18 protein-coding genes and 1 tRNA gene are annotated in these 18860 nt (G+C 70.6%); 7 read left to right on the top strand and 12 right to left on the bottom strand.

Annotation, left to right across the window (positions count from 1 at the left end):
• Positions 1–15: 15 nt before the first annotated feature.
• Complete coding sequence (locus AIIKEEIJ_RS23095) at positions 16–1959, bottom strand: acyl-CoA dehydrogenase family protein (protein WP_161996650.1); 1944 nt, start codon at positions 1957–1959, stop codon at positions 16–18.
• Positions 1960–2201: 242 nt separating this feature from the next.
• Here AIIKEEIJ_RS23095 and AIIKEEIJ_RS32720 point away from each other — a divergent pair, with 242 nt between their 5' ends.
• Positions 2202–2369, top strand: a complete 168-nt coding sequence (locus tag AIIKEEIJ_RS32720; protein ID WP_164528058.1) for a hypothetical protein — start codon at positions 2202–2204, stop codon at positions 2367–2369.
• 13 nt (positions 2370–2382) lie between these two features.
• On the opposite strand, the gene AIIKEEIJ_RS23090 is transcribed toward AIIKEEIJ_RS32720, so the two are convergent.
• Positions 2383–3276, bottom strand: coding sequence for an alginate biosynthesis protein AlgP (locus AIIKEEIJ_RS23090; RefSeq protein ID WP_202917482.1), 894 nt, complete (start codon positions 3274–3276; stop codon positions 2383–2385).
• An 89-nt stretch (positions 3277–3365) separates the two neighbouring features.
• Between AIIKEEIJ_RS23090 and AIIKEEIJ_RS23085 the strand changes: the two genes are divergently transcribed.
• Positions 3366–3893, top strand: a complete 528-nt coding sequence (locus AIIKEEIJ_RS23085; RefSeq protein WP_006942206.1) for a peptidylprolyl isomerase — start codon at positions 3366–3368, stop codon at positions 3891–3893.
• 19 nt (positions 3894–3912) lie between these two features.
• Entirely contained in the window at positions 3913–4839 is a 927-nt protein-coding gene (locus tag AIIKEEIJ_RS23080; RefSeq protein ID WP_006942204.1) for a rhomboid family intramembrane serine protease, read from the top strand.
• Here AIIKEEIJ_RS23080 and AIIKEEIJ_RS23075 read toward each other — a convergent pair.
• Both AIIKEEIJ_RS23075 and crgA read right to left on the bottom strand, forming a co-directional pair.
• On the bottom strand, positions 4824–5294 hold the full coding sequence (locus AIIKEEIJ_RS23075) for a PH domain-containing protein (RefSeq protein WP_161996649.1): 471 nt from the start codon (positions 5292–5294) through the stop codon (positions 4824–4826). The two genes, AIIKEEIJ_RS23080 and AIIKEEIJ_RS23075, sit on opposite strands and share 16 nt — an antisense overlap.
• A 45-nt stretch (positions 5295–5339) precedes the next feature.
• Complete coding sequence (gene crgA / locus AIIKEEIJ_RS23070) at positions 5340–5603, bottom strand: cell division protein CrgA (RefSeq protein ID WP_006942200.1); 264 nt, start codon at positions 5601–5603, stop codon at positions 5340–5342.
• Positions 5604–5717: 114 nt separating this feature from the next.
• On the opposite strand from crgA, the gene AIIKEEIJ_RS23065 reads away from it, so the two are divergent.
• On the top strand, positions 5718–6443 hold the full coding sequence (locus tag AIIKEEIJ_RS23065; RefSeq protein ID WP_043799077.1) for a DUF881 domain-containing protein: 726 nt from the start codon (positions 5718–5720) through the stop codon (positions 6441–6443).
• A 20-nt stretch (positions 6444–6463) separates the two neighbouring features.
• Positions 6464–7126: an aminodeoxychorismate/anthranilate synthase component II gene (locus AIIKEEIJ_RS23060; RefSeq protein ID WP_006942196.1), complete on the top strand. Its 663-nt coding sequence runs from the start codon at positions 6464–6466 to the stop codon at positions 7124–7126.
• A gap of 34 nt (positions 7127–7160) precedes the next feature.
• Here the strand turns inward: AIIKEEIJ_RS23060 and pknB are convergent, their stop codons facing one another.
• From pknB to AIIKEEIJ_RS23025, 7 genes are all read right to left on the bottom strand, one after another.
• Positions 7161–9074 carry a Stk1 family PASTA domain-containing Ser/Thr kinase gene (pknB, locus tag AIIKEEIJ_RS23055; protein ID WP_006942193.1) on the bottom strand — a complete coding sequence of 638 codons (1914 nt, stop codon included), beginning with the start codon at positions 9072–9074 and terminating at the stop codon, positions 7161–7163.
• Positions 9071–10594: a serine/threonine-protein kinase gene (locus AIIKEEIJ_RS23050; protein ID WP_044476249.1), complete on the bottom strand. Its 1524-nt coding sequence runs from the start codon at positions 10592–10594 to the stop codon at positions 9071–9073. Before AIIKEEIJ_RS23050 ends, pknB begins: the two co-directional genes overlap by 4 nt.
• Before the next feature lie 2 nt (positions 10595–10596).
• Entirely contained in the window at positions 10597–12081 is a 1485-nt protein-coding gene (locus AIIKEEIJ_RS23045) for a peptidoglycan D,D-transpeptidase FtsI family protein (RefSeq protein ID WP_050034268.1), read from the bottom strand.
• Positions 12078–13529, bottom strand: a complete 1452-nt coding sequence (locus AIIKEEIJ_RS23040; RefSeq protein ID WP_029546825.1) for an FtsW/RodA/SpoVE family cell cycle protein — start codon at positions 13527–13529, stop codon at positions 12078–12080. The genes AIIKEEIJ_RS23045 and AIIKEEIJ_RS23040 overlap by 4 nt, the downstream gene beginning before the upstream one ends.
• Entirely contained in the window at positions 13529–14980 is a 1452-nt protein-coding gene (locus tag AIIKEEIJ_RS23035; protein WP_029546826.1) for a PP2C family protein-serine/threonine phosphatase, read from the bottom strand. The genes AIIKEEIJ_RS23040 and AIIKEEIJ_RS23035 overlap by 1 nt, the downstream gene beginning before the upstream one ends.
• A complete protein-coding gene (locus AIIKEEIJ_RS23030) occupies positions 14977–15441 on the bottom strand; it encodes an FHA domain-containing protein FhaB/FipA (protein WP_006942182.1) in 465 nt (154 codons plus the stop codon). Before AIIKEEIJ_RS23030 ends, AIIKEEIJ_RS23035 begins: the two co-directional genes overlap by 4 nt.
• A 160-nt stretch (positions 15442–15601) precedes the next feature.
• A complete protein-coding gene (locus tag AIIKEEIJ_RS23025; protein ID WP_161996648.1) occupies positions 15602–16963 on the bottom strand; it encodes an FhaA domain-containing protein in 1362 nt (453 codons plus the stop codon).
• Positions 16964–17101: 138 nt separating this feature from the next.
• Here AIIKEEIJ_RS23025 and AIIKEEIJ_RS23020 point away from each other — a divergent pair.
• Positions 17102–17187, top strand: a tRNA-Leu gene (locus tag AIIKEEIJ_RS23020).
• A 283-nt stretch (positions 17188–17470) separates the two neighbouring features.
• Positions 17471–18211: a methyltransferase domain-containing protein gene (locus tag AIIKEEIJ_RS23015; RefSeq protein ID WP_161996647.1), complete on the top strand. Its 741-nt coding sequence runs from the start codon at positions 17471–17473 to the stop codon at positions 18209–18211.
• 211 nt (positions 18212–18422) lie between these two features.
• Here the strand turns inward: AIIKEEIJ_RS23015 and AIIKEEIJ_RS23010 are convergent, their stop codons facing one another.
• Positions 18423–18755 carry a hypothetical protein gene (locus tag AIIKEEIJ_RS23010; RefSeq protein WP_161996646.1) on the bottom strand — a complete coding sequence of 111 codons (333 nt, stop codon included), beginning with the start codon at positions 18753–18755 and terminating at the stop codon, positions 18423–18425.
• Positions 18756–18860: the final 105 nt, after the last annotated feature.

The following is an 18860-nucleotide window of genomic DNA, read 5'->3' as shown; positions in this document are numbered from 1 at the left end:
CGGCCGGCGGCCCGTTCACACCACCGGATGGTCGGCGCCGAGGAATCTGCGGGCGAGGTTCTGCTCCACCGACGGCCCGGGCGACCATTCGGCGATCCACGGGCCCGTACCCTCGCTGGGATCGATCACGCCCTTCTCCAGCCAGGTGTAGCGCCCGTCGAGGACGTCGGCCGTGAGCTGCCGGTCGGCATCGTCGGTGTGCGTCCACAACGCGGCGAACAGCGAGTCCACGCGGAGCTTCGCCTGGAGGCAGAAGACGTCGGCGAGTTCGTAGGCCGCGTCCGTATCGGGGTGGCCGTCGGTGTGGTACATCTGCGCCCGCACGCAACTCGCCGACATGGCGAACAGCTCCGCGCCGATATCGACGAGCCGCCCCAGGAAATTCTGCCGCTTCTCCAGACCGCCCTGCCACCGGGCCATGCCGTAGAACGTGGACCGAGCGAGCTTGCGTGAACTCCGCTCCACGTAGCGCAGATGGTGTGCCAGGGGACCGAATTCGCCGTACGAGGTGGGTAGCTGGCCCCTGCCTGCCACCAACTGGGGCAGCCACTTGGCGTAGAAGCCGCTCGCCTTGGCGGCGGCCCGGGCCTTCGTGTCCAGAGTGGCTTTCGGATCCGCCAGCTCACCCGCCACCCGCAGGTGGGCGTCGACGGCTTCGCGGGCGACGAAGAGCCGCATGATCTCGCTCGAGCCCTCGAAGATCCGGTTGATCCGCAGGTCCCGCAGGAGCTGCTCGGCGGGCACCATCCGCTCACCCCGGGCCGCAAGCGACGCCGCCGTCTCGTAGCCGCGTCCCCCTCGGATCTGCATCAACTCGTCGGCGATCTCGCAGGCCACCTCACTGGACCACAGCTTGGCCAGGGCCGCCTCGATCCGGATGTCGTTGCGGTCCTCGTCGCACATCTGGCCGGTCAGTTCCACCACGGCCTCGAGGGCGAACGTGGTGGCGGCGATGTATCCGATCTTGCCGGCGATCGCATCGTGCCGGCCCACCGGCCGACCCCACTGGACGCGGGTGCCGGACCATTCCCGGGCGATCTTGAGCGCCCACTTGCCGGCACCGGCGCACATCGACGGGATCGCGAGCCGGCCGGCGTTGAGGGTGGTCAGGGCGATCTTCAGGCCGTCGCCCTCGCGGCCGATGAGGTTCTCCTTCGGCACCCGCACCTTGTACAGCCGGGTGAGGCCGTTCTCGATCCCCTTCAGACCCAGGAACGAGTTGCGGCGTTCGACGGTGATGCCCGGGGTGTTCGCCTCGACGACGAACGCCGAGATGCCACCGCGGTGGCCCTCGCTGCGCGGCACCCGCGCCATCACCACCAGCAGTTCGGCGACCACTCCGTTGGTGGTCCACAGCTTCAGGCCGTCGAGTTCGTACGCGTCGCCGTTCTCCACCGGCACCGCCGTCGAGGCGAGACGGGCGGGATCGGAACCCACGTCGGGTTCGGTCAGCAGGAAGGCCGAGATCGCCCCTCGCGCACACCGCGGGAGGAAGGCGCGTTTCTGTTCGGGTGTCCCGGCCAGCTTCAAGGGTTCGGGCACTCCGATGGACTGATGCGCCGACAACAGGACGCCCAGGCTCGGGTGGGCGCTGGCCACGAGCATCAGCGCGCGGTTGTAGGCCACCTGCGACAGTCCCAGGCCGCCGTACTCCTGGGAGATCTTCATGCCGAAGCAGCCGAGCTCGGCCAATCCGGCGACGTATTCGTCGGGGATCCGGGCCTCGCGCTCGATGCGGCTGCCGTCCACACCCTCGCAGAAGCGGCGAAGCTCTGCCAGGAACCCTTCGGTACGGGCCTCCTCGTCGGGGGTGGGCCGCGGGAACGGATGGATGAGGTCGAGGGTCAGACGTCCGAGAAACAACTCCTTTGCGAACGACGGCTTGTGCCAGGTGGTCTCGCGGGACTCCTCTGCGAGCGCGCGCGACTGTTCCTCGCTGGCGTGTACCTGTTGTGCCATGTGATGCCTCCCCGATAGGACTGCTACCGGCGAGTATCCACCTGTTCTGTGATGCACATCACGCGATTCGGCGGATCGGTACCCATGAGTAACCGACGGCGCGGGGGTGGGGCGGATCACGGTCCGACGGGGCTGCCGGCGCGACAGAGCCCCCGCCCGTGTCCGTAGGCTGGACATGTCATCGACGACGTACCCGAGCACCTCCACCTTCCCGCTCGCGCGGACCACCGCTGGAGGCCGACATGGAATTCCTCGCGTCCGTACCCGTTGTGCTGCTGTTGACCGTCCTGATCTATGTCGTGGCCGGCCGGATCGTCGACCTGGAAGTGCGCGTCACCGAACGACAACTGCAGAAGGAAGGGCAGGCCGCGATCGACGCGACCTGCCCCGGATCCGATTCCGTCCCGTGACCCCGGGCGGAACTCAGTCCTGCTTCTTCGGGCCCCCCGCGGGACCGGCCGACGGCTTCGGCTTCGCCGCGGTTCCCTTGCTGCCGGCGGCCTCGCTCTTCGGCTCGGCGGCCGGCTTCGGAGCCGTTTCCTCCTTGGCCGCGTGCTTTCCGGTCGGGGGCGCCTCGGCCGTCCCCTTCGGGACGGTGGTGGGCTCGGCCGTCCCCTTCGTGGCGGTGGTGGGCTCGGCCTTCGGCGTCGCGGCTGCCGTCGGGGTCGCCTTCGGCGTCGGCGCGGGCACCGCGGGGGCAGCCGTCCCGCCCTCGGGCCGAGGTGCGGCCTTCCTCGTCGCGGCCGATTCGGGCTTCGGGGCCACGGCCTCGGGCGTCGCGGCCGGCCCGGGCTTCGCCTCGGGTGCGGCAGCCTCCGGCTTCGGTGCGGCAGCCTCCGGCTTCGGTGCGGCAGCCTCCGGCTTCGGGGCGGCAGCCTCCGGCTTCGGGGCGGCAGCCTCCGGTGTCGCGACCGGCCCGGGCTCGGGGGTGACCGGCTCGATCCGCGGCGGCTCCGGCGCGACCGGCGGATGATCCCCGAGACGGCTGCGGTAGAACACCACTCCGCCGGCGGCGACGACGCCGAGCGCGCCGACCGTCACCAGGATCCTGCGGCCCCGCCCGCGGGGTGCTGCCTCGATCGTCGCCGCGGCTCGCGCGCGGCGGCACTCCCGGCTTCCGGCCATGTTCCGGGCGATGTCGAGACCCTTGCGGGCGACCAGCAGGCCGGTGAAGAGCGGCCCCCGCGCGAGGGCCGTAGCGCCCTGCCCTGCGAGCTTCAGGTAGCCACCGGCGCCCTCGGACTTCTTCGGGGGGCGCACGAGTTCGCTGCCGGCGCCGGACCCGATCTTGGTTCTGGACTCGCTCACACTCGTCATGTACCCACTTTTGCACAGCGGACCCCCGCGGCCGGGGTTCGCGAGACGGACCGCCCCGGTGTCGCAGACCCGGATGGCACGATGGAGGGGTGACTTCACCTCAAAAGACCGCAACCGCGACTCTGCACACCAACCGCGGCGACATCGTGATCTCGCTCTTCGGCAACCACGCTCCGAAGACGGTCGAGAACTTCGTCGGCCTCGCGAACGGCACCAAGGAGTACAAGACCCAGAACGCCAAGGGGGAGACCAGTGGCCCGTTTTACGACGGTGCGGTTTTCCACCGCGTCATCGACGGCTTCATGATCCAGGGCGGCGACCCGACCGGCACCGGTCGTGGCGGCCCGGGCTACCAGTTCGCCGACGAGTTCCACCCCGAGCTGCAGTTCGACCGCAGCTACCTGCTGGCCATGGCCAACGCCGGCCCGGGCACCAACGGTTCGCAGTTCTTCATCACCGTCGGGCCGACCCCCCACCTGAACCGACGCCACACCATCTTCGGTGAGGTCGCCGACGAGGCGTCGAAGAAGGTCGTCGACGCGATCGCCACGACGGCGACGGACCGCGCGGACCGCCCGGTCGAGCCCGTCGTCATCGAGAGCATCACCATCTCCTGAATCTCCGGAAGAGACCGATATGACGAACCCCGGCTGGGGCCACGCGGCCGGCGGGGGCGGCCACCCGCCCCAGCCGCGGTGCGTCCGGCATCCCGATCGCCCGACCCTGCTCTCGTGCAGCCGATGCGGGCGACCGGCCTGCCCCGACTGCCTGCGGCCCGCCGCAGTGGGTCAGCAGTGCGTCGACTGCGTCGCGGCCGCCCAGCGCGATGTCCCGCAGGCCCGCACCGTCGCGGGGGCGCCCATGCGGGCGCAGACGAACACCCCCCTCGTGACCTACATCCTGATCGCGCTGAACACCGCAATCTTCGCGATCACCGCCGCCCAGTCCGGCAGCGTGATGAACAACGAGCGCTCGTCGAGCCTGTTCTTCGAGTGGGCGCTGTGGCCGCCGATGATCGCGGTGCGCGACGAGTACATCCGCGTGCTCGGCAGCGGGTTCCTGCACTTCGGTGTGCTGCACCTCGCGGTCAACATGTTCGCGCTGTACGTGATCGGGCGTGACACCGAACTCGTCCTCGGCCGGCTCCGGTACCTGGCCGTATACCTGGTGTCCATCCTCGGCGGATCCGCCGCGGTGATGCTGCTCCAGACCGACGCCGTGACCGCCGGTGCCTCCGGCGCCGTGTTCGGCCTGCTGGGCGCGCAGGCGGTGATCCTGATGCGGCTGCGGCGCAGCCCCGCGCCGGTGCTGATGATCGTCGTCCTCAACGTCGTCATCAGCATCACCATCCCGGGCATCTCCCTGTGGGGACACCTCGGCGGCCTGGCCGCGGGTGCGGCGGCGACGGCGGCGCTGTTGTTCGCGCCGCGGGCGCTGGGCGCGGGCGACGACCGTGCCCGCTTCGTCCGGACGGGCTGGCTCGCGCTGGCAGCCGTCACGGTGGTCACCGTGCTGGTCCTCGTGCTGGCGGTCCTGCGCCTGCGGGCTCAGCTCGGCGTCTGATCCGGCGCCAGCCCCCGCACCGCGAGCGCGTCGTACACCGTGCGGGGGTCGGTGCCCAGGTCCCAGCGCCCGAAGATCAGCAGCTGCTCGTCGCCGCGGGGATCGCGCACGTCGATCTCCAGCATCGGCACGCGACGGCCGAGCCGCGGATACGCGACGATCCGCACCCGCATCAGGGCCGCGCGGGGCAGCTCGCGTCGTCCCGACAGACGGGTGACGGCCAGCCCGGCGCCGTCCGGAAGCACCTCGAGCCGCGGACGCTGACGGACCGCGAGGGCCGCGACCGCGAACGCCACCACGGCCGCGAGCCCGACGAGCGTGCGACCGGCGGCATCGGCCGTCGTCGCCGCGGCGACGACGAGCACGATGCCGCCCGCCGTGAGCGCGGCGATCGCGAGCGGGGGTGTGGACCAGCGGAGCGATTCAGTCGCCACGGGGAGCTTTCCCCAGTTCATCCACAGGTTTGTCCACAGGTGGGGATGAACTACATCCCTGTAACCTCACCGCCATCTCATGGTCATGATCAGGCCGACGATCATGAACCCGAAGCCGATGAGGAAGTTGTACGCACCGAGGTCGTTCATCCACGAGATCTGCTCGGCCGCGAGGTAGTACACCACCAGCCAGGCCAGGCCGACGAGCATGAAGCCGAGCATCAGCGCGACGTACCAGGTGCTCGACGGGCCCGCCTTCACCTTCACGGGGGTTCGGCTCACCGGGTTGATCGTGTAGTCGGTCTTCTTCCGGACCTTCGACTTGGGCATGACGTCCTCGTTCGTGCGGTACCGCGCGGGGCGGACAGGTAGGTTGGGCAGCTACCTGATGTGTACTGCCAGTGTGAGTACACGCTAACGCAGAATCCGGAACGGAGGGTCCACGTGTCGGACGGCCGGGCCCGCGCGCTCGGGTGGACTGCCGCCGCGCTGGCCGTGTGCCTGCTCGCCGGGTTGCTGCTCGGCACCACCCGCGGGGTCTCCGACGGCGCGGAACTGCGCGTGAGCGACTCCGCGCGGCTGTCCGATCTCGTGCGGGCGGCGCAGGCCAAGGCCGACGAGCTCGCCGCCACCCGCGACGACCTCGCGGGACGCGTCGCCGAGCTGCAGGCGCAGGCCGCGGCCACCGACGACGACGTCGCCGCGGTGCTCGCCGACACCGCCGCCCTCGAGGACCCCGCCGGGCTGACCGCACGGCGTGGCCCGGGCGTCACCGTCAGCCTCACCGATGCCCCGCGCGGCGCCGACGGCCGGTATCCGGCGGACGCGTCGCCCGACGATCTCGTGGTGCACCAGCAGGACGTGCAGAGCGTGCTCAACGCGATGTGGGCCGGCGGGGCGGAGGCGATCGCCATGCAGGATCAGCGGATCGTCGCGACGTCGGCGCCGCGCTGCATCGGCAACACCCTGCTGCTGCACGGCCGCACCTACTCCCCGCCGTACGTGATCACCGCGCTGGGCGACCCCGCCCGGCTCGAGGCGGCGCTGGCCGCCGAGCCGGGCATCCGCGTGTACAGGCAGTACGCGGCCCGCTACGGGCTGGGCTACACGCAGCAGGCGTCGGATGCCCTGTCGGTACCCGCCTACACGGGCGGAACGACGCTGCGCTGACGGGTCGGTACCCTTTCCGCATGCGCATCCTCGTCGTCGACAACTACGACAGCTTCGTCTTCAATCTCGTGCAGTACCTGGGGCAGCTCGGTACCCGCGCCGAGGTGTGGCGCAACGACGACGAGCGGCTCACCGGCCCCGGCGCCGCGGACCGGATCGCGGCCGAGTTCGACGGGATCCTCCTCAGCCCCGGTCCGGGCACCCCGCAGCGGGCCGGCGCCAGCATGGACCTCGTGCGTGCCTGCGCCGCCGCGAGCACACCGCTGCTCGGCGTCTGCCTGGGCCATCAGGCGATCGGTGCCGCCTTCGGCGCGACGGTCGACCGTGCCCCGGAGCTGCTGCACGGCAAGACCAGCTCGGTGTGGCACGACGGCACCGGTGTGCTGGCCGGCCTGCCGGATCCGTTCACCGCGACGCGCTACCACTCGCTCACGGTGCTGCCGCAGACGATGCCCGACGAGCTCGTGCCGACCGGATACACCGAGAGCGGCATCGTCATGGCCCTGCGGCATCGCGAGCTGCCGATCCACGGCGTCCAGTTCCACCCCGAGTCGGTCCTCACCCAGGGCGGTCACCGGATGCTGGCGAACTGGCTGGCCGTGTGCGGCGAGGCGCCGGACGAGCAGCTGGTGGCCCGGCTGGAGGCGGAGATGGCGAAGGCGCTCGCGGGCGGCGCCGCCTGAGCCGTCCGCTCCGCGGACCATATCCGAGCGCAGCTCAGCGGATACCCAGCACGCCCACGCCCACGGTGATGGTCTCCGAGTTGGAGATCTCCGACCCCGGGGGCTGCTGCTGGGCGATGACCTTGCCCACGAGCTCCGGGTCGAGGGTGGCCTCACGGTTCTGCACGAGCTGCGCCGGCGAACCCGTCCAGCCGGCCGCCCGCAGCGCCGTCAGCGCCTCGGACACCGTCCTGTTCGTCAACGCCGGCATCTCGATGCGGTTCCCGTTGGACACCTGGATGGTGACCGTGTCGCCCTTCGTGGCGCTGGTTCCGCCCGCCGGGCTGCTCGACACGACCGTCCCGGCCGGCTGGCTGGAGTCGATCTCGTCGACCACGACGGTGAAGCCCGCGGCCTCGATGTTGTCGCGCGCCACCTCGGTGGCCTGACCCACGACGTTGGGCACGCGGATCTGCTCGGGGCCGCTGCCGAGCGTCACGCTCACCGCGCTGTCGCGGTCGGCGTCCGCTCCCGCGGCGGGACTCTGGTCGACGACGGTGTCGCGTTCGGCCGCCGACGACGGCGCCCGCGCCACATTCGGATCGAGCCGCAGCCCGGCCTCGGCCAGGGTCTGCAGCGCCTCCTGCTGGTTCATGCCCGCGAGCCGCGGGATCTGCACCTGTTCGGGCCCGCTCGAGACCTCGAGGGTGACGGTGCTGCCCTCCTCGGCCTGGACCCCGGCGACCGGCCGGGTGTTGACGACGTTGCCGCTGGCGACCACCGCGTCGGGCTTCATCTGCACCGACACCTCGAACCCGGCATCCTGGAGCCTGCTCTCCGCGATCTCCGCGGCGAGGTTGCGTACGTCGGGGACGGGGATCTGCGCGGCGCTCGAGCCGGGGCCCGAGGTCCACAGGAACACGCCGACGATGCCGACGATCACGACCGCGGCCAGGCCCAGCAGCGTGTTGCGCAGTGCCCGGGAACGTTGCGGCGCGGCCGCGGTCCCACCCGCGACGACTCCGGCGGCCCCGCGGTCCGCGCCGTTGCGCGGTGTCCCGGCGCCGTCGACGGCCCCGAGGATGGTGGTGCGGTCCTCGTCGGTCATCACCATCGGCGCGCTGGGCTTCTGGCCGCTGAGCACGCGGATCAGGTCGCTGCGCATCTCGGCGGCGCTCTGGTAGCGGTTCGCGGGGTTCTTCGCCATCGCCTTGAGGATCACCGAGTCCAGCTCCGGCGGGACGGCGGAGTTCACCGACGAGGGCAGCGGCGGATCCTCCCGGACATGCTGGTACGCGACGGCCACCGGGGAGTCGCCCTGGAACGGCGGCTTGCCGGTGAGGATCTCGAACAGCACACAGCCGACCGAGTACACGTCGGAGCGGGCGTCGACCTGCTCGCCGCGGGCCTGCTCCGGCGACAGGTACTGGGCGGTGCCGATCACCGCGGCCGTCTGCGTCATCGGGCTCGCGGCGTCGGAGATGGCCCGGGCGATGCCGAAGTCCATCACCTTGACCGCGCCGGAACGGGTGATCATGACGTTCGCGGGCTTGACGTCGCGGTGGACGATCATGTTGCGGTGGCTGAAGTCCAGGGCGGCGCACACGTCGGCCACGACCTCCATGGCCCGCTTCGGGGTCATCGGCCCCTGGGAGCGCACGATGTCGCGCAGCGTATCGCCCTCGACGTACTCCATGACGATGTACGGCAGCGGGCCGGCCTCGGTCTCCGCCTCGCCGGTGTCGTACACGGCGACGATCGCCGGATGGTTCAGCGCGGCCGCGTTCTGGGCTTCGCGGCGGAACCGGAGATAGAACGTGGGGTCGCGGGCGAGGTCGGCGCGCAGCACCTTGATCGCCACGTCGCGGTCGAGCCGCAGATCCCGGGCCAGGTGCACCTCCGACATGCCACCGAAGCCGAGGATCTCACCCAACTCGTAGCGGGAAGAGAGCTTGCGGGGTGTGGTCATGACTGTCCTCGGGTGACTGGCTCGATCGGGGTGAACGGGTTGTCTATGGCTCCGGGTTCGAGACCGCCGTCGCCGCCATCCGGCAACGAGACCGTGGTGGTGGTCGTCTCGGCCGTCGTCGTGGTGGCGGCTGTGGTCGTCGTGGCCGTCGTCGTGGTCGGCGGCGCGGTGGTCGTCGGCGCCTCCGTCGTCGTCGGCGGCGGCGGGGTGGTCGTCGTCGGCTCGGGGGTCGTGGTGGGCGCCTGCGTCGTGGTGGGAGGAGCCGTGGTGGTCGGTTCCTCCGTCGTGGTGGTGGTCCGCGGCGGCCGCGTGGTCGTCGTCGCGCGGGTGGTGGTCGTCGGGGCCTGCGTGGTCGTCGTGGACCGCGCGGGGCCCGCGTCACCCGAATTGTCGCCGCCCAGCAGCACCAGCGCCAACGCGACGAGCGCCAGGGCCACCGCCGCCCCGGCCGCCCAGGCGAGGGTCTTCGGGCTGGGGGAGCGCTTGTCGCCGGACGGGGTGGGTCCGGTGGGCGGCTGGTCGCCGCCGTTCGCGTACGTCGGGGCGTAGTACGGCCGCGACGGCGGAGGCGGGGTCGGACCGAGCGCGCGGGTCGCGGCGGTGGGCGCGGTGGTGCCCGGCACCCCGGGCGGCAGGATCCGCGTGGCACCGGTGACCGGCGGCACGTTGCCCGGCGGTGGCACCGGCCGCCCGGCGCGCACCGCGGAGACGGCGTCGGCGAACTCGCCGCCGCTGGTGTACCGGTACGCCGGATCCTTCGTCATGGCGATCTCGATGAGTTCACGCACCCCCGCCGGCAGGTCGGTGGGCAGCGGCGCGGGCGTCTCCTGCACGTGCTTCATCGCGACGGTGACGACGCTGTCGCCGAGGAACGGTCGCCGGCCGGCAAGGGCCTCGTACCCGACGACGCCGAGCGAGTACACGTCGCTCGCCGACGTCGCCTCCTGGCCGAGAGCCTGCTCGGGCGCGATGTACTGAGCGGTGCCCATGACCATGCCGGTGCGCGTCACCGGCGACGCGTCGACGGCCTTGGCGATGCCGAAGTCGGTGATCTTCACCTGGCCGGTGGGGGTGATGAGGATGTTGCCGGGTTTGACGTCGCGGTGCACGACCCCGGCGTCGTGGGCAGCCTGCAGCGCCCGCCCGGTCTGCTCGAGCATGTCCAGGGTGTGCGGCAGCGACAGCCGGCCCACCCGGGCGAGGACGGCGTTGAGGGGCTCGCCGTGCACGAGTTCCATCACGAGGTACGCGATGGACTGGCCCTCGGCGTCGGTGGTCTCGCCGTAGTCGAACACGCCGGCGATGCCGGGGTGGTTGAGCTGCGCGGTGGTGCGCGCCTCGAACCGGAAACGGGTCAGGAAGTCCGCGTCGCCGGAGAGCTCGGCCTTGAGGACCTTCACCGCCACCCGGCGGTCGAGACGGGTGTCGAGCCCCTCCCACACCTGTCCCATGCCGCCGGTGGCGATGAGCCGTTGCAGCCGGTATCGGTCGGCGATCATGGCGCCGCTGTGCAAAGCCATAATCAGCCTCTCTGCATTCCCGCCGCGATCACGGCACGTCCGATCGGCGCGGCAACCGAGCCTCCCGTGGCGGCGAGTGCGCGGTCGCCGCCGTCCTCCACGATGACCGCCACGGCAACTGTTGGCTGCTGGGCGGGCGCAAAGGCGATATACCACGTGTGCGGGGGAGTGTTACGGGGGTCGTCGCCGTGCTCGGCGGTACCGGTCTTCGACGCGATCTGGACCCCCGGGATCTTCCCCTCGCCGCCGGAGAAGTTCTCGGATCCGATCATCAGGTCGGTCAGGGTGGCCGCGACCTGCGGCGACATCGCCTGTCCTGCCGACACCGGCGTGGTCTCCGCCAGCACCGACAGGTCCGGCGACTGCAACTGCGACACCAGATGCGGCTGCATCCGGACGCCGCCGTTGGCGACTGTGGCGGCAATCACGGCGTTCTGCAGCGGGGTGAGTGCGACGTCACGCTGACCGATGCTGGACTGGCCGAGCGCGGCGCCGTCGGGGATCGGCCCGATCGTGCTCGCCGCGACGGGGACGGGGATGTCCACGGACTCGCCGACGCCCAGCGCCTCGGCCTGCTCGGCGAGGGCGTCCTTGCCGGTCTTCAGGCCCATCTCGACGAAGGCGGTGTTGCAGGAGCGGGCGAAGGCCTCGCGCAGGGTGGCGGTGGGGCCGCCGCCGCACGTCGCGCCGCCGTAGTTCTCCAGCGTGGTCGCGGTGTCGGGGAGGGTGATGTTCGGCGCGGCGGTGAACTGGTCGTCGGGAGTGGTGCCCGCGGCGAGGGCCGCGGCGGTCACCACGACCTTGAACGTCGAGCCGGGCGGGTAGGTCTGCGAGATGGCGCGGTTGAGCATGGGCTTGTCGGGGTCGGCGTTGAGTTCCTCCCACGCCTGCGAGGTGGCGGCGCCGTCGTGACCCGAGAGCCGGTTGGGGTCGTAGCTCGGGGTGCTCACCATTGCCAGGATGCGGCCGGTGCTCGGCTCGATGGCCACGACCGAGCCGGTGTAGCCCTTGGACGTGAGCTCGTCGTAGGCCACCTGCTGCATGACCGGGTCGACGGTGGTGACCACGTTCCCGCCGCGCGGGTCCCGCCCGGAGACCAGATCGAAGAAGCGCCGGCCGAACAGTCGGTTGTCGGAGCCGTTGAGGACCTCGTCCTCGGTGCGCTCGAGCCCGGTGCTGCCGTATTGCATCGAGTAGAACCCGGTCACGGGTGCATACGCGAGCGGGCTCATCGGCTGCTCGGGCGCGGCCGGGTAGGTGCGCAGGTACTTGTAGCGGCTGTCGGTGGGGACCGACACCGCCAGGACCTGTCCGCTCGCGGAGATCTGGCCGCGCTGGCGTGAGTACTCGTCGATGAGCACCCGGGAGTTGCGCGGGTCGGTGCGCAGGTCGTCGGCCTTGATGACCTGCACGTAGGTGGCGTTTGCGAGCAGCGCGACGACCATGAACATCACCGCCATCGCGACCTTGCGGAGCGGTGCGTTCATCCGCGCCCCAGCATTTCCGTCGGCGCGTCCGCGATCGGTGGCGGTGCCTTCTTGCGTGGGGCGGCGGGTTCGCGGGCCGCGTTGGAGATCTTCACCAGCAGTGCCAGCAGGAGGTAGTTCGCCAGCAGCGACGAGCCGCCGTAGGACATGAACGGCGTGGTGAGCCCGGTGAGGGGGATCAGCTTGGTGACGCCGCCGACGACGACGAACAACTGGATCGCGATGGTGAACGACAGGCCGGCGGCCAGCAGCTTGCCGAAGCTGTCGCGGACGGCGATCGCGGTGCGCATTCCGCGCATGATCAGGATCAGGAACAGGAGGAGGATGGCGCTGAGGCCGATGAGCCCGAGTTCCTCACCGATCGCGGCGACGATGAAGTCGGTCTTGGCGAACGGCACCTGCGCGGGACGTCCGCTGCCGAGCCCGGTGCCGGCGACGCCGCCGGTGGCGAGACCGAACAGCGACTGCGAGATCTGGTAGCCGGTGTTGTTGTAGTCGGCCAGCGGGTCGAGCCAGGTCTCCACCCGCACCCGCACGTGCCCGAACATCTGGTAGGCGAAGTAGAAGCCGACGACGAGCAGGGCACCGCCGATGAGCAGCCAGCCCACCCGCTCGGTCGCGATGTACAGCATCACCAGCACCGTGCTGAACAGCAGCAGCGACGTGCCGAGGTCCTTCTCGAACACCATGACGCCGATCGAGAGGATCCACGCGGCCAGGATCGGGCCCAGGTCGCGGGCGCGGGGGAAGTCCATGCCGAGCACGTGTTTGCCGGCGGTGGTGAACAGGTCGCGCTTGGCCACCAGCACGGAGGCGAAGAAGATGATGAGCAGGATCTTGGCGAACTCGCCGGGCTGGATGCTGAACCCGGGCAGCCGGATCCAGATCTTGGCGCCGTTGACCTCGGAGAAGCGGGACGGCAGCAGGGCCGGGACCGCGAGGGCGACGAGGCCGATCAGGCCCAGCGTGTAGCTGAACCGGGCGAGGAGCCGGTAGTCGTGCAGCAGCGCGAGCACCGCGACGAAGCCGGCGATGGCGAGCGCCGTCCACAGCACCTGCTGGTTGGCGTCGGGGGAGGGGATCGGCTGCCCGAGGTAGAGCGCGTTCTCCTCGTCGGCGAGGTCGAGCCGGTGGATCAGGACCAGTCCGAGGCCGTTGAGCAGCGCGACGATCGGCAGCAGCAGCGGGTCGGCGTACGGCGCGAACCGGCGCACCGCCAGGTGCGCGGCGAGGAACAGCACCGCATACGTCAGCCCGTACTTGGCCAGATCCAGGGTCACGGTCTGTTCCTGGCTCGCCTCGACCAGCATCAGCGACACCGTGGTGATCGCGATGGCGGCGACGATGAGCAGCAGCTCCGTGCCGCGCCGGGTGGACACGGCGGGAGCCGGGGCGAAACCTCCGGGAGGACTGGGGAAGGAAGCTCCGGGTGCGTGGGACACCGACATCAGGCGCCCACCCGGCAGTTCTGGCCCGGCACCTGCGGAACCGCCGGCGTCGGCTCGGGTGTCGGGGTCGGTGCGGGGGCCGGTGCCGCGGCGGGTGCGGGCTCCGACGCGGGAGCTGCCGGCGGGGTCGTCGGGGCCGGTGCGGGCGCCGGCTCGGGCGCCGGAGCCGGCGCCGGTGCGGGGGCCGGCTGTTCCTCGACGCACACCGGGAGCAGGTCGTTCTCGGCGAGACGGTTCATCTGGGTGCGCGCGTCGTCGAGGGATCCGGAGGGCAGGCCCGCCCGCACCTGCTCGCGGGCGGTCGGCTGCAGGTCGTCGACCAGCATGACGCGGCAGTCGGCCTCCTGCGGGGAGGTCAGGGTCAAGGTTCCGTCGTCGGCGAGGCAGCCGACGAGGGACTGTTCCTGCAGCGAGTAGCCGAGGATGTTGCCGGGTACGCCGCGCAGCACCGTGACGCGGCCGTCGTCGTCGCCGACGTAGTAGTAGCTGCGGATCATCGTGCGGCCCACGGCTGCCCCGGCGACGAGCAGTCCGAGCACCACGACCGCGACGAGCGGCCACCACATCCGGCTGCGCTTGCGCTTGGGCTCGGGTTCGTTCTGCACGACGACGCGCTTGGGCGTGGCCCGCGGCGGACGCATCGCGGCGGCGCGGCCCGCGGCGGTGTTGGGCGGCGGGGTGTCCTCGTCGTCCCCGGACGCGGCGCCGGCGACGATCGGGTGGCTCTGGCCGTAGTCGAGGTCGATGACGTCGGCGACGACGACGGTGACGTTGTCGGGGCCGCCGCTGCGCAGCGCGAGTTCGATGAGCCGGTCGGCGCACTCGTCCTGCGTGCCCTCGCTCAGGGTGTTGGCGATGGTCTCGTCGCTGACGACGTCGGACAGGCCGTCGGAGCAGATGAGGTAGCGGTCGCCGGCGCGCGCCTCGCGCACGGTGAGGGTCGGTTCGACCTCGCTGCCGGTGAGGGCGCGCATGATCAGCGATCGCTGCGGGTGGCTGTGCGCCTGCTCGGGCGTGATGCGGCCCTCGTCGACGAGGGACTGCACGAAGGTGTCGTCGCGGGTGATCTGGGTGAGCTGGCCGTCGCGCAGCAGGTAGGCGCGCGAATCGCCGATGTGGGCGAGGCCGAGCTTGCTGCCGGCGAAGAGGATGGCGGTGAGCGTGGTGCCCATGCCGTCGAGTTCGGGTTCCTCCTCGACCTGATCGGCGATGGCGGCGTTGCCCTCGCGCACGGCGGCGGCGAGCTTGCCGAGCAGGTCCCCGCCGGGTTCGTCGTCGTCGAGGTGGGCGAGCGCCGCGATCATCAGCTGCGAGGCGACCTCGCCGGCGGCGTGGCCCCCCATTCCGTCGGCGAGGGCGAGCAGGCGGGCCCCCGCGTACACGGAATCTTCGTTGTTGGAACGAACCAAGCCGCGGTCGCTGCGGGCGGCGTAACGCAGTACGAGGGTCACGGGCGGAGCTCGATCACGGTCTTCCCGACCCGGACAGGTGTGCCCAGGGGTACGCGGACGGCGGTGGTGACTTTGGCACGGTCCAGGTACGTGCCGTTGGTCGAGCCCAGGTCCTCGACGTACCAGTCCGACCCGCGCGGCGACAGGCGGGCGTGCCGGGTGGAGGCGTAGTCGTCGGTGAGGACGAGGGTCGAGTCGTCGGCCCGGCCGATCAGGACGGGTTGGGTGCCGAGCGTGATGCGGGTGCCCGCAAGCGCGCCCTGGGTCACCACCAGGAACTTCGCGGACTTGCCGCGGCCCAGCGAGGGCAGCACCGACTGGTTGCGCGGCGAGTAACGCGGGACCGGACGTGCGGCACCGGCGTAGATGTCCGACCGCAGCGTGCGCAGGATCGCCCAGATGAACAACCACAGCAGGAGCAGGAACCCCGCCCGGGTCAGCTGCAGAATCAGCCCCTGCACGGCTCGCCCTCCTTCTGCGTATCGGCCCGGTGCGGTGTCGTCCGGTGCGCTGCGGTCACCCACAATACGGACCCCGGGCGACGAGACGCATCGTCCGGCGCGTTGCCGACGCGTCGGATGGGTCTCGTGCCGGTTCCGATCGGGTCTCGGTCCCCGGCGTTCAGAGAATGCGCACCAGGATCTCCGAGTGTCCCGCCCGGATCACGTCGCCGTCGGCGAGCTGCCAGTCCTGCACGGGCGCGCCGTTGACGGTGGTGCCGTTGGTGGAACCGAGATCCGAAAGCATGGCCACCTGCCCGTCCCAGCGAATGTCGATGTGGCGCCGGGAGACACCGGTGTCCGGCAGCCGGAACTGGGCGTCCTGCCCGCGTCCGACGATGTTGCTGCCCTCCCGGAGCTGGTAGTAGCGCCCGCTGCCGTCCTCGAGCTGGAGCGTCGCGGTCAGCACCCGGCCGGCCTGCGGGGGCTGGTACGCGCCGGCGCCGTAGCCCTGATCCGCATAGCCCTGATCCGCGTACCCCTGGTCGGGGTAGCCCTGCTGGCCGTAACCCTGCTCCGCGTAGCCCTGGTCGGGGTACCCCTGTCCGGCGTAGCCCTGCTGGCCGTAAGCCTGGTCGGCGTAGCCCTGGTCGTAGCCGCCGGGCTGGGCGTACCCGCCCTGGTAGCGGTCGTCGCCGTAGGCCTGCTGCGACGGGTACTGCGGGGAGTAGTCGCGCCCGTAGTCCTGGCTGTACGCCTGTCCGGAGTGGCCGCCGTAGCCCCGCTCCTCGCCGTAGCCCCGGTCCTCGTGGCCGCCGGCCCGGCCGTAGTCCTGCTGGTCGTAGCCGCCGGCGTCGTAACCGCCCTGCTGCTCGCCGCCGTAGGGCGCCTGCGCGGCGGGATACGCCCCGCCGTTCCGCTGGCCCTGCTGGTAGCGCTGATCCTGGCCTACGTGCGCGTGACCGTTCCGCGCGTACTGCGGTTCGGCGCTCTCGGCGGGGTCACGGCTTGGGTCGTAGCCTGGATTCTGCGTCATCGAGCCAACTCCTGGGTCGGGGGTCACGGTTGAACGGTTGTGCGGTGTCCGCGAGGCCGAGGCGCGCACCGGTGAGCGCCCGACGTCGGGGTCGACCGACCCGTGCGTGCGGAACTGCCCGGTGTGCAGTGCCGCCGACGACTCGAATGCGACCTGGATCTGACCGTAGGTCTGCCACCCCTGCTCGCGGATGAAGTCCTCAAGGTGACGCGCGAACGCCTTCACCGTCAAGTCCCGATCCGCGGCGAGGGCTTCGTGATCGGATTCGCTGATCGTGATCACGTACCGGTTGGGAGCCAGCATGTGGCCCCGGTCGAGCTGCTGGACGCCGTCGGTGGCCTCGCGCTGGAGCGCGGCCTCCACTTCCTGCGGAACTACACCGCCACCGAAGACGCGCGCGAACACGTCGCTGACGGCAGCCTGCAGCTTGCGCTCGAATCGCTGCGCGATACCCACGGCGACCCCCTTTCCGGTCTGCGTGTCGCAATGCAGAGCTCGCTTCTGCATGGTATCGACTTTTCGTCCGATCCGGCCCGGTGGAGGGGGCGGCGCTGCCCCGGCGGGCCGGTGCAGCGTCGGCAAAGGGCCTCTGTGCAGGCGAATCGTTGTTCGGCGGGAGGGTGTGTTACTGTTCTCCAGTCGCTCGGGCGAGTGGCGGAATGGCAGACGCGCTGGCTTCAGGTGCCAGTGTCCTTCGGGACGTGGGGGTTCAAGTCCCCCTTCGCCCACCATGAGCAGTTCCACGAACTGCGACGGACGAGGTCACGAACTCGAAAGAGGTCGTGGCCTCGTTTCGTTGATCGATCGGACGGGCGGTCCGATTCGGATTCGGTCTTCGGCCGTGTTGTCATAGAGCGGTGATGACCCTGACACAGCCCTGGTGGCCGTACTTCTAGCGGCCTTGTCGACTGTGTTGTCCGGCCGCCTTCTCCGCGGTCGGTGACGCTCACTTTCCTGTACGACGGTGATACCGGTCGGCGGGTGAGGTGGCCTCGATCCGAGAGGAACCACCCCGTGACCCACGACATCGATACCGCACCCACGACAGGTATCGGCGAGATGCTGATCAGCTCCCGTTCACTGGACGAGTACCGGTCGATGTTCAATCTCACCGACGAGGACCTGTCCCGCACAATCCTGGACTGTCCGGGCGGCGCCGCGGGGTTCACCAGCGCAGTGAACCGCCTCGGCGGTGACGTGACCGCATGCGATATGGCTTTCGACCGCGAGACCGAACAACTCGCCGTCGTTGCGGTAGCTGAAACCGATCGTGGGAACCGGTACATCCGAGCCCACGCCGAACATTACGACTGGACGTTCTTCGCCGATCCCGACGAGCATGCACGCGTGCGTCGGCAGGCAGTCGAGGAATTCGCCGCAGATATCCGCCGGCATCCGCGCCGCTACGTTGCCGGGCGGTTGCCGTCCTTGCCGTTCCCCGATGCCGCTTTCGATCTCGTGCTCAGCTCGCACCTGCTGTTCAGCTATTCCGACCGCCTCGATCACACCTTCCACCTCGACGCGATCCGGGAACTGATGCGTGTCGCCCGCGGTGAACTGCGGGTCTTTCCGCTCGTGGTCTCGGGTTCCTCGGTTCGCTATCCCCGCGTGGACGAGCTGCTCACCGACCTTCGGAACCACGACATCGCCGGTGAAGTCGTCGAGGTCGACTACCGGTTCCAAAGGGGCGCTCACCACATGCTGGTGTGCCGCCACATCACCTCGCATGATCCGGAAGCTGCAGGTTCGGCCTGATACGGACTCGCGTCTCGGGTCAGGAAGTCCGCAAGGGTGGCCCTCGCCGAGCAGGACGGGTAATGCTCCGGAGAACTCAGGGAAAAGCTCTGGAACGCCTCTGCAGAAAGTGCTGCCGACCAGGTATTGCGAACCGCACACCATCACCTCGGGCCCCCGATCCATACGGATCGGGGGCCCGAGTCGTTGTCCGGTCGCTCGGCGCGCCCGCTCAGGAGCCGGAGCCGGCGAAGCGCGTCCGCAGGTTCGCGATCATGCAGTGCAGTTCCCGCTGGGTCTCGCGCAGCCGCCGGGCCTCCGCCTCGTATCGCTGTGCGGCGGCGACGGAGCCGCTGCCGCGTTCGATCCGCGCGCAGGTCTCGGCGGTCGTGAGTGCCGCGGTGACGCTGTCGTTCTCGCGGTGGAGGATGCCGAGGAACACCTGGCCCTGATGGGCGTCGGCGACGGTGTGCTCGTCGGCGGCCGCCGCGAGGTCGACGAGGTTCGTCGCGCCCCCTCGCGCGGGCCGGGCGGTCGTGCGGGTTGCCGTGCGGGTCGTGCTCATGGCGAGCAGTCTGGCACGTACCCGCGTCCTACATGCAGGATGCACGGACTGTTTTGCCCGACTCGGGACGTTTTCCCAGATAGTTGAGTGTTCAATCAGTTGTCG

Origin of the sequence: Rhodococcus sp. YH1, from assembly GCF_009939605.1 — a bacterium.
Taxonomy (GTDB): Bacteria; Actinomycetota; Actinomycetes; order Mycobacteriales; family Mycobacteriaceae; genus Rhodococcus; species Rhodococcus aetherivorans.
The sequence above is the reverse complement of the archived record's forward strand: the minus strand, read 5'-3'. Positions and strand labels throughout refer to the sequence as shown.

Bases quoted from the DNA above. Each gene is read 5' to 3' on its own strand.
- AIIKEEIJ_RS23095 (WP_161996650.1), bottom strand. From the start codon at position 1,959: ATGGCACAACAGGTACACGCCAGCGAGGAACAGTCGCGCGCGCTCGCA.
- AIIKEEIJ_RS32720 (WP_164528058.1), top strand. From the start codon at position 2,202: ATGGAATTCCTCGCGTCCGTACCCGTTGTGCTGCTGTTGACCGTCCTG.
- AIIKEEIJ_RS23090 (WP_202917482.1), bottom strand. From the start codon at position 3,276: ATGACGAGTGTGAGCGAGTCCAGAACCAAGATCGGGTCCGGCGCCGGC.
- AIIKEEIJ_RS23080 (WP_006942204.1), top strand. From the start codon at position 3,913: ATGACGAACCCCGGCTGGGGCCACGCGGCCGGCGGGGGCGGCCACCCG.
- AIIKEEIJ_RS23075 (WP_161996649.1), bottom strand. From the start codon at position 5,294: ATGAACTGGGGAAAGCTCCCCGTGGCGACTGAATCGCTCCGCTGGTCC.
- crgA (WP_006942200.1), bottom strand. From the start codon at position 5,603: ATGCCCAAGTCGAAGGTCCGGAAGAAGACCGACTACACGATCAACCCG.
- AIIKEEIJ_RS23060 (WP_006942196.1), top strand. From the start codon at position 6,464: ATGCGCATCCTCGTCGTCGACAACTACGACAGCTTCGTCTTCAATCTC.
- pknB (WP_006942193.1), bottom strand. From the start codon at position 9,074: ATGACCACACCCCGCAAGCTCTCTTCCCGCTACGAGTTGGGTGAGATC.
- AIIKEEIJ_RS23050 (WP_044476249.1), bottom strand. From the start codon at position 10,594: ATGGCTTTGCACAGCGGCGCCATGATCGCCGACCGATACCGGCTGCAA.
- AIIKEEIJ_RS23045 (WP_050034268.1), bottom strand. From the start codon at position 12,081: ATGAACGCACCGCTCCGCAAGGTCGCGATGGCGGTGATGTTCATGGTC.
- AIIKEEIJ_RS23040 (WP_029546825.1), bottom strand. From the start codon at position 13,529: ATGTCGGTGTCCCACGCACCCGGAGCTTCCTTCCCCAGTCCTCCCGGA.
- AIIKEEIJ_RS23025 (WP_161996648.1), bottom strand. From the start codon at position 16,963: ATGCAGAAGCGAGCTCTGCATTGCGACACGCAGACCGGAAAGGGGGTC.
- AIIKEEIJ_RS23010 (WP_161996646.1), bottom strand. From the start codon at position 18,755: ATGAGCACGACCCGCACGGCAACCCGCACGACCGCCCGGCCCGCGCGA.